This is a genomic window from Alkaliphilus serpentinus, assembly GCF_009017255.1.
GTDB classification, from domain to species: domain Bacteria; phylum Bacillota; class Clostridia; order Peptostreptococcales; family Natronincolaceae; genus Alkaliphilus_D; species Alkaliphilus_D serpentinus.
Window position 1 is genome coordinate 61154 of sequence record NZ_WBZB01000047.1, and the last position, 15861, is coordinate 77014.

The 15861-nt window shown below is 33.5% G+C and carries 22 protein-coding genes; 2 read left to right on the forward strand and 20 right to left on the reverse strand.

Annotated features, from left to right (window positions below; genetic code table 11):
- Positions 1 to 8 precede the first annotated feature (8 nt).
- The 16 genes from F8153_RS13110 to F8153_RS13180 form a co-directional block, all read right to left on the reverse strand.
- The gene (locus tag F8153_RS13110) at positions 9 to 2423 is read right to left on the reverse strand and encodes a tape measure protein (RefSeq protein ID WP_243136984.1); all 2415 of its coding nucleotides are present in this window, start codon (positions 2421 to 2423) and stop codon (positions 9 to 11) included.
- Positions 2424 to 2426: 3 nt separating this feature from the next.
- Positions 2427 to 2888, reverse strand: a complete 462-nt coding sequence (locus tag F8153_RS13115) for a hypothetical protein (RefSeq protein ID WP_151866806.1) — start codon at positions 2886 to 2888, stop codon at positions 2427 to 2429.
- Positions 2889 to 2893: 5 nt separating this feature from the next.
- Positions 2894 to 3706: a sigma-70 family RNA polymerase sigma factor gene (locus F8153_RS13120; protein ID WP_151866807.1), complete on the reverse strand. Its 813-nt coding sequence runs from the start codon at positions 3704 to 3706 to the stop codon at positions 2894 to 2896.
- 15 nt (positions 3707 to 3721) lie between these two features.
- Positions 3722 to 4042 (reverse strand): hypothetical protein, encoded by a 321-nt coding sequence (locus F8153_RS13125; protein ID WP_151866808.1) that lies wholly within the window; start codon positions 4040 to 4042, stop codon positions 3722 to 3724.
- Between the two features lie 68 nt (positions 4043 to 4110).
- On the reverse strand, positions 4111 to 4866 hold the full coding sequence (locus F8153_RS13130) for a hypothetical protein (protein WP_151866809.1): 756 nt from the start codon (positions 4864 to 4866) through the stop codon (positions 4111 to 4113).
- 1 nt (position 4867) lies between these two features.
- Positions 4868 to 5143 carry a hypothetical protein gene (locus tag F8153_RS13135; protein WP_151866810.1) on the reverse strand — a complete coding sequence of 92 codons (276 nt, stop codon included), beginning with the start codon at positions 5141 to 5143 and terminating at the stop codon, positions 4868 to 4870.
- A complete protein-coding gene (locus F8153_RS13140; RefSeq protein WP_151866811.1) occupies positions 5136 to 5507 on the reverse strand; it encodes a hypothetical protein in 372 nt (123 codons plus the stop codon). The genes F8153_RS13135 and F8153_RS13140 overlap by 8 nt, the downstream gene beginning before the upstream one ends.
- Before the next feature lie 15 nt (positions 5508 to 5522).
- Positions 5523 to 5846 carry a hypothetical protein gene (locus tag F8153_RS13145; protein ID WP_151866812.1) on the reverse strand — a complete coding sequence of 108 codons (324 nt, stop codon included), beginning with the start codon at positions 5844 to 5846 and terminating at the stop codon, positions 5523 to 5525.
- Between the two features lie 103 nt (positions 5847 to 5949).
- Positions 5950 to 6087 carry a hypothetical protein gene (locus F8153_RS16230; RefSeq protein ID WP_192929816.1) on the reverse strand — a complete coding sequence of 46 codons (138 nt, stop codon included), beginning with the start codon at positions 6085 to 6087 and terminating at the stop codon, positions 5950 to 5952.
- Positions 6088 to 6518: 431 nt separating this feature from the next.
- Complete coding sequence (locus tag F8153_RS13150) at positions 6519 to 6764, reverse strand: Mor transcription activator family protein (protein WP_151866813.1); 246 nt, start codon at positions 6762 to 6764, stop codon at positions 6519 to 6521.
- Positions 6765 to 6768: 4 nt separating this feature from the next.
- Entirely contained in the window at positions 6769 to 6984 is a 216-nt protein-coding gene (locus F8153_RS13155) for a hypothetical protein (RefSeq protein WP_151866814.1), read from the reverse strand.
- Between the two features lie 107 nt (positions 6985 to 7091).
- Positions 7092 to 7421 carry a hypothetical protein gene (locus tag F8153_RS13160; RefSeq protein ID WP_151866815.1) on the reverse strand — a complete coding sequence of 110 codons (330 nt, stop codon included), beginning with the start codon at positions 7419 to 7421 and terminating at the stop codon, positions 7092 to 7094.
- 312 nt (positions 7422 to 7733) lie between these two features.
- Positions 7734 to 8159, reverse strand: coding sequence for a hypothetical protein (locus F8153_RS13165; protein WP_151866816.1), 426 nt, complete (start codon positions 8157 to 8159; stop codon positions 7734 to 7736).
- A gap of 48 nt (positions 8160 to 8207) precedes the next feature.
- Positions 8208 to 8519 carry a hypothetical protein gene (locus tag F8153_RS13170; RefSeq protein WP_151866817.1) on the reverse strand — a complete coding sequence of 104 codons (312 nt, stop codon included), beginning with the start codon at positions 8517 to 8519 and terminating at the stop codon, positions 8208 to 8210.
- A gap of 17 nt (positions 8520 to 8536) precedes the next feature.
- Positions 8537 to 8752: a helix-turn-helix domain-containing protein gene (locus tag F8153_RS13175; RefSeq protein WP_330577789.1), complete on the reverse strand. Its 216-nt coding sequence runs from the start codon at positions 8750 to 8752 to the stop codon at positions 8537 to 8539.
- Positions 8752 to 8997 carry a helix-turn-helix domain-containing protein gene (locus F8153_RS13180; protein WP_151866819.1) on the reverse strand — a complete coding sequence of 82 codons (246 nt, stop codon included), beginning with the start codon at positions 8995 to 8997 and terminating at the stop codon, positions 8752 to 8754. The genes F8153_RS13175 and F8153_RS13180 overlap by 1 nt, the downstream gene beginning before the upstream one ends.
- 123 nt (positions 8998 to 9120) lie before the next feature.
- On the opposite strand from F8153_RS13180, the gene F8153_RS13185 reads away from it, so the two are divergent.
- A complete protein-coding gene (locus F8153_RS13185) occupies positions 9121 to 9708 on the forward strand; it encodes a helix-turn-helix domain-containing protein (RefSeq protein WP_192929817.1) in 588 nt (195 codons plus the stop codon).
- A gap of 216 nt (positions 9709 to 9924) precedes the next feature.
- Complete coding sequence (locus F8153_RS13190; RefSeq protein WP_151866821.1) at positions 9925 to 11208, forward strand: site-specific integrase; 1284 nt, start codon at positions 9925 to 9927, stop codon at positions 11206 to 11208.
- A gap of 67 nt (positions 11209 to 11275) precedes the next feature.
- On the opposite strand, the gene rlmD is transcribed toward F8153_RS13190, so the two are convergent.
- The 4 genes from rlmD to F8153_RS13210 form a co-directional block, all read right to left on the reverse strand.
- Entirely contained in the window at positions 11276 to 12628 is a 1353-nt protein-coding gene (gene rlmD / locus F8153_RS13195; protein WP_151866822.1) for a 23S rRNA (uracil(1939)-C(5))-methyltransferase RlmD, read from the reverse strand.
- A 115-nt stretch (positions 12629 to 12743) separates the two neighbouring features.
- Positions 12744 to 14921, reverse strand: a complete 2178-nt coding sequence (locus tag F8153_RS13200; RefSeq protein ID WP_151866823.1) for a histidine kinase N-terminal 7TM domain-containing protein — start codon at positions 14919 to 14921, stop codon at positions 12744 to 12746.
- A gap of 47 nt (positions 14922 to 14968) precedes the next feature.
- Positions 14969 to 15346: a response regulator gene (locus F8153_RS13205; RefSeq protein ID WP_151866824.1), complete on the reverse strand. Its 378-nt coding sequence runs from the start codon at positions 15344 to 15346 to the stop codon at positions 14969 to 14971.
- Between the two features lie 5 nt (positions 15347 to 15351).
- Entirely contained in the window at positions 15352 to 15720 is a 369-nt protein-coding gene (locus tag F8153_RS13210; protein ID WP_151866825.1) for a hypothetical protein, read from the reverse strand.
- Positions 15721 to 15861 lie beyond the last annotated feature (141 nt).

A 15861-nucleotide genomic window follows, 5' to 3' on the forward strand; every position in this document is an offset into this window, starting at 1 on the left:
TTTAATATTTAACTATGAACACCTTCTGTACAAGCATGATCCAAAGCTTGTTGTACACCTTCACTTAGATGATTAACTACACCATCAATATCCATGTCATTATTTACAATGTTTTGCATTCCACTCATGTCAATTTTGATTTCAGGAGTAGTATATCTATTAACAACTTCTTTATCTGCCAAATCCATCATATACTTCAAATCTTCTTCTGAAATATCCATTGAATCTCTCATTGCAGCTGTATTTTCAGCAATATCAGAAATGTTAGATGCAGCCGAATCATAACCACTTCCATAAGAATCATCATTCTGATTTGCAAATGCTGCAACTTGTGCTGAATCAATTTCAGCTTGTCTTGTTGCAGTAGCTTCCATTGCATCAGCTTGCATTTGGATCAGTTGTGAATTACGATCATTCATATTGGATTCTATTTCACTTCTGTACGCTTCAAGTGCTGATTCCCTTGCTGCCTTTTCAGCTTCATTTTGAAGTGCTGCATTCGTTCCAAAGGTTACATTGTTAATAGTATCAATTGAAACACCAGGAATATTGTTCAAAGTATCTATGAAGCCATTTATAATGTCTATTGCACCATTAACCATGTTTTGAAGGATCATAAGCACATCTGCTTTCATATCCCCCATAAAGTTGGTTATTCCAACACCTGCTGTCATCATTCCAAGCTTCATTTGATCCCATAAATCAAGTACCCAATAAACACCAGTGAAGAATCCTATCTTTACCCAATCCCAAGCAGTCAGGATTCCATTCATTGCTATCTTCCAGGCTATTTCTAACCCACCAACTGATTGAACCCATTTATAGATCATTCCAATCAATACACCAATAACAACTGCAATCCAAAATATTGGATTACTCAATAAAGTTGTAAAGAATGCTTTTGCTGCACCATCTGCAATCCATGTTGCAGTGGCACTTATTCCAAGACCAATGGCATATGCACCAAGGGCAACAGCTACACCAAGAACTATTGGTTCAAGTGTTTCCCAATTTTGAGCCAGTAAACTGATAAAGTCAAGTAATGGTTGTGAAGCCATCAATATATTATTGGTGACACCAGTCCAAACTTGCCCCCATGTCATAGGCATGGATTCAAATTCTTGGTTAATAGCATCAGTAGCACCAAGCATTGAATTCTTTACTATTTCAGCACTAATTTCACCTTCTGATGCCATTTCTCTAATTGCACCAATAGGAACATCCATATAGTCTGCAATTGCTTGAATTACGTTTGGTGCTGCTTCAAATACTGCATTAAGTTCTTCACCACGCAAGACACCTGAACCAAGTGCCTGTGTTAATTGAAGTGAAGCTGATGCCATTTCTTGTTGTGAAGCACCTGCAATGACAAACATTTTATTTAGGTTTTCAGCGAAAGCAATGGTTTCAACGTTAGAAGCAAAAGCATCACCTGCACGTTGACCAAGTTTTGCAACCACATCTGCTGTATCAGCATATGATGCCCTTGACCTTTGTGCTGATTGAAATATCATATCTTGTAATTCTTCTGTTGTTTGCAGTCCATCATTTATTAGATTTAACCTTGCATCTGTCTGTGTCATTTGATCGGACACACTAACTAAATTACCAATACTTTGAATTGACATATATGCAGCAGCAAGTCCAAGTAATTTACTTTCCAACCCACTTGCAGCAGAAGTTCCATCCCTGATTTGATTATTGAATTGACCTTGTGCATCAACATTGTCCCTGATGTATCTTTCAGTACCACCAACAGTCTGTGATAACCTCATATAAGCTTGATTTGCTTCATCTACATCCATTCTTTGGAGTGCTTGATTCAAGTCATCCTGTTGGTCTACTGCCTGACTTAACTGCATTCTTAATTGTTCCAGTTCACTATTTGCCAAATCAGTTCCAAGATTCATTGGATTACTTTCAATTTGGTCAATCTGTGTTCTGATTCTTTGAATTCTTCCTGTCATAGCATTCAAATCAGAAACCATGTTGTCAGGGAATATGTCAGTAGTAGATGCCTGTTGTGCAATCTGTTCTTGTGTACTGTTCAAAGTGTTCAACATTGTATTTGTTGATTGAACTTCTTGTTGAAATCTTTCAATTCCAGTATTCGTGAACACTTCCATGTTATCTGAATTCCAAATGGGTTGGACAGGCACATTGGCTGTTGTTTGATCTGAAATATTAAATTCAAGATCAGGTGGTATTATTCGTGAAAGTTCTTCTTCCATTTGTCTAATTGCAATAGTAGCTTGGTCTATTTCTTCTCTTGCTCCATCAAAATTAGATCCATCAAATGAATTACTTGCTACTGACTGCATATCCTCAAAAGAATTCACAGTTACCATTAATGCACTTGCTATATCGTGCAATGGTGCTGATATTCTATCTATAAGTTCAATTTGAGAACTAATACTTGCCATAGTTTACACCCCCTTTCTTTTAAATAATGTTTTGATTTTATCTATACCAAAGAACTTTTTATTGCTCTTGATATATTCAGCTTTGACACTTCTTCTTTTCTTTTCCCATTCACATGCTGATTTGTAGCCATCTTCTTGAAATTCCAAGTTGTAATATTCAATGGCAAGTCCAATCCATTTATCATCTTTCTTTTCCCACTTTGGAATTCTTTTTCTCATATAGGTATAGAAACCTTGCTTTGTTCCAAGTAGATCATCAGGAAGTGACATCACTGCTGTCATAATTGAAATTGACCTTTCAAGATCATAAGCCTTATTCAGAAGAATTTTGCCATCCCTGGTTATAGTCATGAAATCATCAGCATTTGTTTTGGTAAAAGTCAGTTCCTTGATGTATTCCATTTCAACATAATTGAAATTCACTGCCCAAAGGTCATTATTTATAACTTTGATATTTGTATTCATTTTCTTCACCTGCCTTTCAAATCATTTTCAGCTTCCAAATTCATGAAAGCAATGAATTCTGTTGATGATATTCTTGTATCATTGAATCTTTGTACACCGTATTTATAAGCTTCCTTGCAATGATAATCAAATTTTTCTAAATAATTTTCAATTCTAGGTTTATTTCTAATCTGCAATATCATCATTCTTTCCTTGAATATTAATTCTTTCATTGAAATTTGATTTCTTTCACAGATTTCAGAAAGTGAATATGTTATACCATTCAACCCATAAATATCATTTAATAAAGATATTTCTGAATCGTCATTGATAATATCATGTAACATATTTTGAACATTTTTCTTTAAAATTTCATTATCAATCAATTTCTCAATTTCAAAGAATTCAGCTTCTTGATCTTCATCAGTTAGCATTTCCCCTAATGTAGTATCAGTTGATTCACTTAATGTTTTGTTCATGCTAACCATATCAGCAAAACCTTTATTAACATTTGTCTTAACGATTCGATTTGAATTATTTCTGATATAAACCAAAATTGAATAATTCATAGCTGTTAAAGCATACGCAACAAAGTCATTATTTTCTTTTATTTGGAAATTATTAATTGCACCTAACAATCCTATATATGCTTCCTGTTTTAAATCTTCAAATAAGAAATTACGTTTCATTGCAATAGACCAATATTTCTTTGACATTGATTTAGCCATTGGTTCACAAAGCTCAAATATTTCAGCCAATGCACTTTGACTTCCGTTCCTATATTCAGTTATCAAACTTTTTAGCTTAAAACTATCTTGTTTTCTTTGTGAATCTTCCATTTATCCAACTCCTAATCAATCCATTTTAAAATATATAAATTTCTTTCTTTTACCATTAACTTGTTTTACTTGATGATATGTTGTGAATCCACATTCACAGACAGTTCTTGAAAAAACAGTATGTGCTAACGGTTCACAGTTCACACTTTCACAAAATTCACAATAATAATCGTAAACCTGATTTGTAGTATTACTTATTATTTTTTCAATTTCAGTTACTCTTAAAAACTCAAGTACACTTTTATATCTTTCTAATTTTTTTTCTGCGAATTCAGCAAAAGCTTCACAGATTTTTGTATAAATATTATTTTCTATGGTATTAACATCTACTAACATTTAAGCACCACCTTTCTATTGAACAAGGGAATAAGGTGTCAAATCCCTATTCCCTTGCATCTTGAAATTTAACCTTCAACTGTTTCATGTTCTGTCTGATCTGTTACCTGTTTTATTCCAGGGATTTCTTTTGCAAATTCATCAATGGTATCAGCATATTTAATGATATTTGCTTCATCTGCCATCTGTTCTTGTGAATCAACTGGAATGCTATACATGTGATGTCCGATAACATAACCCTGTCCACTTTGTTTTGGATGTATAAACATCATATTTGCAATACTTTCCATGTCATTGAAAGTATTTAAGATAACTTCCAGCTCATTCAATCTGCCAAAAGTTTTTGGGAATATTGGGTTTCCATTAGCATCTTCCATTGATAAAACACGTTTCCCAATAACATTCTTGAATAATTTCATCTGATCATAGTCATCAATAAAATCTTTCAGAATCAAATATGCTTTATCATCTGTAATCTGTTCAGCTTCAATCATAAGAAATTGAAGTGCATTATTCACTTTGGTTGCATAATCAGATGGTCTTGACACCTTATTGAAGTATTCAGGAAGCACTTGTTTCTTTGCTTTATCCAAGATAACTTTCAACTTTTGGTTATAAACCTTATTGATTTTCATTGCATTATCTTGTGCAGACTTCATTCCATCCAAAATCTGTTGTTTTGCTTGAATGGCAAATTCATCCTTTAATTTTGGAATTTGGACTTTATGTTCATCAATAACCCTTTTAATTTCGTTGTGCATCATTTCATCGTTTGCATGATAGGCATCAATGATTGCTTGTATTTTCTTTTTTAATTCAAACATTTTAATTTTCCCCTTTCGTTATTTGATATGGATTTTCTAATTCTTCCAAACCTGCTTTTTTTAGTTCTTGGTTCATCTTGATATAAATTGCATTAATCTTTGCATCATACAGTTTTCTTGCTTTATCAATTTGCTTTTCCTTTTCTTCCTTGGTGATTGACAAGATATGCATTCCATGTCTTTTGGTTCTGTTGGTCTTGATTCTTCTGATAACTTGATTCTTTTCTTTATTCAGTTGAAGAACCTTGTCCAATTGCTGATCAATGTAATCATTCATAAAATCTAACCAATCTGTAAATCATACTCCAAAGTCCTTTTACTTCTGAATTGATCTGTTCCATATCGAAATCATCTTTCACTAACTGATTCAGATGATCTTTAATAGTTTCATTTAGTTCAATACACTTTTGAACTTTTTCCTTTTCATCTTTATCTTTTATAAGATTCAAAGTAGCTTTAAGAATTCCATTGATTTCATCTTGCTTTGGAAGAACATAATCCTTGATGTCCTTGCTATCAATTTCCCTTAATTTTTTTCTATCAGGAAATGCCATAACATCAGTGTATGTCTGAACCATGTCCTTAATCTCACTCGCTATGTCCTTTGCAGGTTTAATTGTATTGAATTTTTCATTGCTCATTATTCTTCATCCTTTCTATATGTTTGATTTAATTAATCCATGTTGATTCCATTCATCAGGATCATCAACTGTCATTGCAGCAATAGCAGTCCAAAGTGTCCTTCTTTGTGATGGATGCAGCTTTGCTTTAAATTCATTGATCTGATTATCAATATAGGTCTTGATTTCTTCTTTGTTGTAAAGTGCTTTAACTAATAGTTCAGCCTTTGGTTTGGATTCAGGTATGATATAGCCTACAAATTTAGCAACTTCAACTGCAAGGGTTACTTGACTTTTTTCTTCACCGTTGAAGTATCTGAACACAAATTCATCAGCAAATTTCTTTTCTTGATCTGTCAATTTCCTTCACCTTCCTTTCTTCAAATTATTAAATAACAAATTTTAATCGTTGATATATTAAGCCTTATCAAGGTTTTTGTTACTAACTTGTTATTAATCATATTTAAAAGTGAATTTTCACCTTGCCCTTTTTAAGGTGTCCGATATGTCCGAATACTTTAATCTGACTTGCAATTTCTTTCTGTGTAAAATCACCACAAGCCATTAGTTCAAGACATTTCTTTTGTTTTTTGTTCAGCATTCGGTCACCCCCTTTTAATTAAAATAAATTCAAATATATATTTCTTTTAAATGTCATGTTTTGTGAGGTTCTCTATATAAAAATCAGTTCAACATTCTTCAACATTTTCTATGTTTCAGAACTCATATAACGGTCATATACAAGTTTTCTTTTGTTCTGTGGGTATTTCTATCCCTGGTCACCATTAATGGCAGAAATGACAACCAGAGAAGAACCCCTTCACGAAATTTGAAAGTGGTCAATATTCATTCAAGAACTTGACATATTAATTATACCAATTTACTTTCTGAAAATCTTGAAAATACACAACATATGGTTGTTTACTGAAAAATAACCACTATATGTTGTATTTATTAAGCAAATAAAATCCACATCACAATTCAAGCAATGTGGATTTTGATTCTTTCTAAACTCTAGTTTTACCTAGTAATTTATCTGTCATTTATGATTTTTCTTATGTGGTCAATACTCAATCCAAATTTATCAGCTATTTCAGAAACTGACTTTGCTGAATTGAAGAACAGATTCTTAATATATTGATTCCTGCTTTCATTGTCAGGAAATTCAGGCATTCTATTTGGTATGTAGATGCTTGTACATGGAAATTCTTCCATCATCCTTTGTGCAGCTTCTTCACCAATAACTTCTTTTACTTCATAAAATGATACTGTTGCCATTCAATCATCCTTCCATATAAAATTTAACTTCATCTTTCAACTTGATTGTTTCCCAACCAAGGTATTTTCTTAATATGTTCATAGAATCAATCAATGCTTTGATTTCATCATAATATGGGTTATCAGATAACTTCTTGTATTTACCTGATTTATGTTCTTCAACAAACCAATCCAAAAGCACTTCATAATGGGGTTTCATTCCATTTATTACATGATCCATGTTTATCATCCTCTCTTTTTTAGGGTGTTACAAATGTTACTATACCTTATCCCTACCTTGTCCTTTTTTAGGGCATGTGAAATCTGTGAATGGTCACGTTTATAATGCTATGCAGTGGCTTTTCTATTTGCTTTTATTAAGTTCATACAATAGTCAATAAACAGGTCATACTGTGTAAAATTTTTAAATTCAACCATAATTCCCAAATCAAATGACCTTAATAATTGATTAACTTCAAAAATTTCTTCACCTGTTGTTGCTCTCATTAGATAGTTAACCTTATTCCCTTGATAGTCTTTAATCAAAATTGAAACTGTTGGAAAACCATTATATGGCATGAACAGCATATCAATCACACTGTCAATTGTTACTGCTTGCATTACTTCTTCTAACATTGCTAATCCTGCATCTTCATTGTTTATTATTTTTTTAATCATTCTATTGTCATCCTTTCAGTTTTTATTTTCTAACGGTTCATGGTTCAATGTGCCTTTTGTGACCATGAACCGATTCAAACCCTTGATTTCACTAGGTTTTTAAGGCTATCGGTTCAAGGTTCAACGTACTTTTCTATATATTCTTATTTTTAGAGTATATTTAATATAATTTTTAGAATATATAGTTTCTTATTTTGTCTTAATAAATCAAACTAACCTTGCACCTTGAACTGATGTCATTCAAAGCACTGATTTATAAGGGTTTCAGTCGGTTCAAGGTTGTTTTATTAACCTTGAACCACATTGAACTTTTTATTTTTTCCACCATTCTTCAATGTCTTTAGAAAAAATCCTGTACTTCTTGCCTTTAATTTTTTTATCTTTGATTGTATATTCAAAGTATTTTATAACAAACTGTGAAAAAGCAATTTGATTCATAGGTGTCAATCCACCATGTAAACATGCTCTTTCATAACTTTGATAAACAACATTTGTCGGTTTTCCTTCAATCAGGTCTAGTTCTGAAAGTCTTTCAATGATCAAAATTTCTTCCATGTGTAGATCCATAAGTGCAAGTTCTTTTTTCACTGCATGCTTCTTATATTTGCTTACTTCACCAACTCTTTGATTTAAAATTTTCAAAATCCTATCTATTCTTGACTGTTGAACTTTAGTCAATTTATGTTCAATTTCTTTGAATTCTTTTTCAAATTCTTCATAACTCTTTAATTCTGCCATTTTCATCTTCCTTTCATTTTCGTGAATTTTATTGTTACTACTTCATATTCATCTTGCAAATTCGCTGAATGCTTCTTGATTCAAGAATCTTTGTTCACTGACACTTTCAGACCCTGATAATTCAGGATGATCATGCTGCAATTTCCTTCTGATCCTTCCAACCGTTTCATATGGTGGAAGACCATATTCATTTAATGCCAGGAACAAATCTTTGAATCCAATTTCATCAACATTAATTCCTTTGCTTCCAAGAATCTTCTTTGCTACCAAGTAAAACAAATAATTGTCACTGTTCCTGGATTGCTTATCATTAACCAATAAATACATGACCAATGCTGATGTGCTTGTTAATTCATCCACTGTTTTCACCTACCTTTCTATTCATTGAAATCCAACTTTTTAATGTTATTGGGTTTGGTTAGATCCATACCTTCATACTTTGCAAGAAATTCAAGAAGGGAACTTCTTCTGATCTTTATACTTCCAAGTTTAATTACTGGAATCAGACCTGCATGAATCAATTCATATACATAAGCAGGATTTGTTTTAATAAGTTTTGATGCTTCTGTTACCGTATAAAGAATATCTTCCACTATTTCACCCCTTCCCTTTTATCACCATTTGGTGATGCAGAAGGTAAAAAAATATCAAAGTATTCTTCTTTGCTTAATGATAGAACTTTCATAATTGCATTGCAGTCTACAATGTTGGGAATCATTTCACCCTTCAATATCCTGCCTATCTTATTTTGCGACCAACCAATTGTCTTTGTAAATTCATTTTGTGATTTGAACTTACTGTAAATTGCACCTCTAAGTAACTGTGTATTAATCTTCACTGTTTCACATCCTTTCTATCACCATTTGGTTATAAATCAATTTTATCACCGTTTTGAATATAAATCAACTATTTTTTGAATATTTTTATTGCATTTGGTGATAGTATGATTTATAATGACATTATGAAAGGTGGTGAAAACGTGAAACAAGATTTATCATTATTCGCTAAAAGGTTAAAAGAATTGCGTACTGAAAACAATTGTACTTTGGATGAATTTTCAAAGCTTTTAGATCTTCCTGCACAAACAATTAATAGGTACGAGTTAGGACAAAGAACACCAAAGATTGATACTGTTGATCATATAGCAGATAAACTTGAAGTATCTAGTGATTATCTTTTAGGGAAGACAGATTTTAAAAATTGGGAAGAACTTACTGCGAACATAACACAACTAGAATCATTAGAAAATTATATATCATCTTTAGGGTATAAAATTAAACCTGCATTCCAGGGTGGTATATCAGGATCATCACAAGAAGAATCAGAAAGACTTGCCATTGAAGCAGATTCTGATCCAAATTTCCCAACTTGGGAAGTGACTATTCAAGATGGTAATACCTTTATTGTTTCTCTTGCTGAACACAAGCAATTAACAGATAGAGTTAAGAACCTTATTAAATTTGAACTTCAAAACATTGCAGAAAATGGTTATTTTACCAAACAAGAAAAAAAAACCCCTGGTGCTACCAACACCAAGGATCTTGTGTAACCAAATCATAAAGGGTGAAGTGGTTACAATTGTATAGTTTTCCAAAGAAAAAACAGCCATCTTATGCTGCGAACATAAGAAAGCTGTTTTGAATACTGATACTATTCGGACAGATGCCTGATATAATACCGTTTGACAGCTATATTATATCATTTAAAGCATCCTGTCTGCAATGGGTGTATTTTTTATACCCAAAATCAAGAAAGGAGCATGACTATGGCAAAAGTAAATGTCAGAAAAAGGGGTGCTAAATGGGAATATCGCTTTGAAGCTGCAAAGATAGATGGTAAAAGAAATCAAATATCAAAAGGTGGATTTAAAACCAAGAAAGATGCTTTAGAAGAAGGAACAAAAGCACTTGCACAATATAATAATGCAGGTATGCATTTTGAACCAACTGAAATCAGTGTATCTGATTATTTGGACTTTTGGTTTGATAATTATTGTAAAATCGAACTGAAATATAACACTCAACTTGGATATTTAAGCATCATTGAAAATCATTTAAAACCTAACTTTGGACAATATAAATTGAAATCACTGAATCCAACAATGCTTCAAACTTATGCCAATGATCTGAAACTGAATGGTTTTTCAAAGTCACATGTGATTGGAATTCTTTCAACTCTTTCAGCTTCTTTGGATTATTCAGTGCATCCTTTACAGTATTTAAAAGAAAATCCAATGCACTATGTTAAGTTTCCCACCATTGAAAGAAAACCAAGGGAAAGGATCATATTGAAGCCTGATGAATTCCAAACAATTGTTGAAAGGTTTCCTGAAAAGAATAGATTTCACATTCCACTTCTAATTGGATGGAATTGTGGTTTGCGTATATCTGAAACCTTTGGATTGACTTGGGATGACATTGACTTTGAAAACAAGACACTAACAGTGGATAAACAGATTGTTAAAAGAAATTATGGGGTTGATGTTCGTGAAGTCTTAAAGAAGAAAGGGAAGAAGGAAGAAAAGTCTGCTTGGTACTTTACTGCACCAAAATATAATTCCGTAAGAACAATTAAAATTGGTGACAGCTTAATCAAAGCATTGAAAGCTGAAAAAATAAGGCAGTTTGAAAATGAAATGACATATGGTGAATATTATACAATCATGGTGAAGAAAATAGAAAAAGATGAAAAAGGGAATGAGATTATCCGATTGATGCCTGTTCAGAAGTGTGTTGGATCTATATTACCAAGAGTGAAAATGGTATGTGTCACTGAAAATGGTGGGTACACTTCAACCGATTCATTTAAATATTGCAGCAGGGTTATCCATAATGAATTGAAGCTTGCCTTTGATTATCATTCTTTAAGACATACCCATGCAACATTATTGATTGAAAATGGTGCATCACCAAAATCAGTTCAGAAAAGACTTGGACACAAGAACATTCAAACTACACTTCAAACCTATGTCCACGATACTGAAACCATGGAACAAAATGCAGTTGATACCTTTGAAAATGCTGTAAATGGTACTTTGTCCACCAAGTGATTTTTGGTGGACACCAAGTGGACAAAACCACTATTTACAGTATTAAAAAACCTTGAAACCCTTGATTTTACTTAGTTAGTAACACAACTGTTTCAACATGCACCGTATGAGGGAACATATCCATACATCGAACCCTTTGAACCCCATAACCTGCCTTCTGAAGCTCTTCTATATCTCTAACTAAGGTTTTAGGATTACAGGATACATAGATGATTTTGGGTGAATTGAAATCCATTATATCCTTTAGGGCTTGAGGGTGGATTCCTGCCCTAGGGGGATCTAGTACTATAATATCCGGTCTAACCTTTAGCTTTTTAACCTCTTCCCTTACATCCCCAGCTATAAACTCACAATTATTTAAACCATTTAAGGCTGCATTTTCCCTAGCTGACATCACAGCATCCTCAACAATTTCAATTCCAATCACCTTCTCTGCTGTTGGTGCTACAATTTGACCAATGGTACCAGTGCCACAGAAAAGATCGAAAACCACTTGTTTATGAGGATTTCCCACAAATTCCCGAACAATTGTATAAAGCTTTTCTGCTGCTAGGGTATTGGTTTGAAAGAAGGAGAAGGCTGATATTTTAAAGCTTAAACCTAGAAGCTTTTCATTTATGTAATCTCTACCAAATAGGATTCTGGTTTCATCACTTTGTACCGTATCAGCTATGTTATCATTAAGAGTATGGAGAATTCCTACAATCTGGCCCTTTATACTTAAAGATTGTAAGCTCATTACCAAATCAGATAAATCTAATTGCAGCTGTGTAGTTGTGACTAAGTTCACCAATATTTCACCAGTATAGCTTGCCTTTCGAATAACCAAGTGTCTTAAATAGCCTTCATGGCCTCTTGTTCTATATTGGGGGATTTTTTTCTTCTTAAAATAGCTTAATATGGTTTTAAGAATCATTCTATAATCCTCATCCATAATTAAACATTGGTCTACAGTAACAACATCATGATGCTTGCCCCTTTTATGCATACCAAGGGTAAGTTCTCCACCCTTTTCTTCGTCACCGAAGGTAAACTCCATCTTGTTTCTATATTCATAGGCAATAGGACTCTCCCCTATAGGTAACCACTCATTATATTGGATATCTGAATTGTCGAAGAGACTTTTTACCTGATGATCCTTTTCCTCCAGTTGCATTTCATAGGCTAGGCTTTGTTGAAAGCAACCACCACAATTTCCAAAGTGGATGCAAGTTTCTTGATCCTCTAAAGGAGACCTTTCTATAATCTCCAAGATTCTGCCTTCTGCTACTTTGTTTCGTATCTTCTTAACAGCCGCCCTAACCCTTTGGCCTTTAATTCCGTGCTTCACAACGATTTTTATACCCTCAACATAACCATAGGCTTTACCGCCAAATTCTGAACCCTCTATTGTAAACTCAATCATATCCTTACGTTTCATATCATCCACCTCAGCTTTAGTTATAAAAAATAGTGCTGGAATATTCCAGTCACTATATTATATACTTATTTATAAATTTTAGCAAAACTTGCTGTGTTGATTAGATTTCCGTAGTTTAATTACACCATTTTTCAATAACAGATTTTAGCTGATCTTTATTGATTGGTTTTGTAATAAAGTCATCCATTCCAACGGCTAGGCATTTTTCTCGATCCCCTACTAGGGCGTTGGCTGTCATGGCAACTATGGGGGTATTATTGTTTAAGCTTGCCTGGCTTCTTATACAGCCTGTTGCAGAATATCCATCCATTACTGGCATCTGGCAATCCATAAGAATTAAATCGAACTTCCTTTGACTACATGCTTCAACTGCCTCTTTACCATTAACGGCTATATCACAGGTGTAGCCTAGCCTGTTGAGGATTATTGAAGCAAGCTTCCTATTTGATTCAATATCCTCTACCAACAAAATACGTCGGTTGGCTGCTGCAGCTATTTCCTCTTCTATGCAATCAACACTCTCTCGTGTTGCAATAGTATCCTTCTGTGACCTTTCTAATTCTACTTCAAAGGAAAAACGAGAGCCCTTACCCTCTTCACTCTCAACAAAAATTTTTCCTCCCATTAATTCGATGATTCTTTTGGCGATGGATAATCCAAGACCTGTACCTCCATATTTTCGTGTGGTGGAGTTATCAGCCTGTGTAAAAACCTCAAATAATTTTTTTTGTGCATCCGCCGAGATTCCTACTCCAGTATCAGCTACTTCAAATCTTAAAGAGATATCCTTATCGTTTTCCTGTAATTTTATAACAGCTAAGTGAACCTCACCCTTTTCCGTAAATTTAACAGCATTTCCAACTAGATTATTAAGTACCTGCTTAAGGCGTATAAAATCCCCTTTAACATTATCGCAGATTCCCACCTCTATATTACTAGAGAGATGAACGCCCTTCTTTTTAACATCATGCTTTACCAAGGATACAGCACTTAAAACAAGTTCTGAAAGGCTAAAATCAATCTTCTCCAGCTCCATCTTACCGGCTTCAATTTTAGAAAAATCCAAAACCTCATTCACTAAGTGGTATAGTGTGTGGGAAGCATTCTTTATTTCCTTCAAGTACTCAGTTTGTTCTTGATTTAAGTTTGTACCAGCTAAAATCTCTGTAAAGCCCATGATACCATTCAGAGGAGTTCTGATTTCATGGGATATATTAGCAAGGAAATGACTTTTAGCAACATTGGCTGTTTCTGCTGCTGTTCTCTCCTTTTCTAGTTCTTCCTGATAGAGCTTTTTGTCTGTAACATCAAACATACTGACAATCCAGCCAGGGTATTTAGTATTATTCCCAATGGAGGATATATGGACGGAAAACCATTTGGTTTCACCTGTTTTATCAAGGGATACTTCAAAGAGTTCATCCATATTTTTCTTTAAGTTACCCTCTAAGCTTCCCCAAAAAGGAAAGAACCCTTTAGCTGCAATAACCTCACCTGAGTATTTCATTTTAAATACTTTTGCTGCATAGGGATTCATACTAATGATTTTTTCATTTTTATCTATTAAGAATATTGCCTCTTCTAAGTGTTCATATATCGTCTCAGCAACTGCCATCTTTTTTTCAAAAAAACCACTTATGATAGCCCAAGCAAAGCATATACACATAAAGGCAAAGGTAGGGGGAGCATAATCAAAATGTACCATCCTTGTTTGATAGAGAACATTACCTACCAATGGGGCTAATATCCCTAAAATTACAATATAATGATCCTTTAGGCCTTTACTTCTCTTAAGGGTAATTATAATTCTTATGACACCAATAACACAAAGGGTATAGCCATATAGGGTATTAACTAGGTACCAATGACCCCTTCCATAATGGAGAATTAGCAATTTCCCTGATTGATGTTGCGTATAAATTTCATTCCAAATAAGACCATGTAATTCATTTGTCATAACCAATGCCAAAGTAATGGTAGGTATTATCCAAAAGAAACTCATCCACCTTCTCTTAAGAAGGTAATCCTTACCTTCGTATTCATAGGAAAAGAAAAGAAATAGCACTGGTACACTTACGGCTCCAAAATATCCAAGCTTAGAGAATTGTATCTTTATAGCTGAATTCAATGAAATTACCTCCAGCATTGCTACCAGGGTCCAAAAGGCAACAGCTAGCATTATAAGGGTAAAGTTTTTGTAGCTTCCCCTTTCAGAAAATCTGACCCTTATTTGCCAAACCAAGGCTAAAGCTACCACAATACTTACAATTGAAAGTGAAACATAAATTCCCAATAGAAGTCCTCCATATTACCAATTTTGGTTTAGATTAACTAAATTTACTATAAAAGAGCCTTAACTCTTTCTAAAAGTTCATCTACGTCGATTGGCTTTTTCAAGTAGCCCTTAACCCCTAAATTTCTTGCCATTAATACCTTATCAACCTCTGCATGCTCAGTTAGCACCAGTATGGGTATATTTGAATATTGGGGATATTCTTTTAACTTTGTTATTAAATCAAAGCCACTTTCATTTTTTAAAGTAAGGTCCATGATAATTACTTCTGCCAGTTTTCCATACTCCTCAATGGCATTCAACATACCAAATTCACTTCCAGCTTCTCTAACCACGATTTTGGCTTTATTTAGGATCAGACTTACCTGCCTTCTGATTGCAGGAGAATCATCCACAATTAAAACAATTTTTTCATTACTTACCATGATTATTATACCTCCAATGCTATACCTTTTTCTTTAAATATTTCTTTAATGGCTACCTTTAGGTTAGCAGCTTCTATTTGAATACCATTTAGCATGAAGTCAATATTGTTTGTTGTTGCCAATTTAAACTGCTGGTCTAACTCTTTAGCCAAGGAATATACTTTTAGGGCAAAGTAGTTACTTGATATTCCCTTTACATTATGAACTGTTTTTTGCGCTTTTTCATTGTAGCCATTATTTATAAAGCCCTTCAATTCCAATACTTCACCCTCTAGCTCCTCTAAAAAGATCTTATATAACTCAGCAGCTTCATGAAGCTCTAGGCCTGTATTTTCCATAAACTCCTCGACACAATTTGTGTATTCAATATCCATAATTTCAACTCCTATAGAACCTTTACTTTATTAATTTATTCACAATTAGGACATTTTTCCTATATTATAACACAATATTATGCATTTTTCACCAATTTTCGATTGTTCCTGTTATATTCCTTTGAATGAAAAACTAAATTC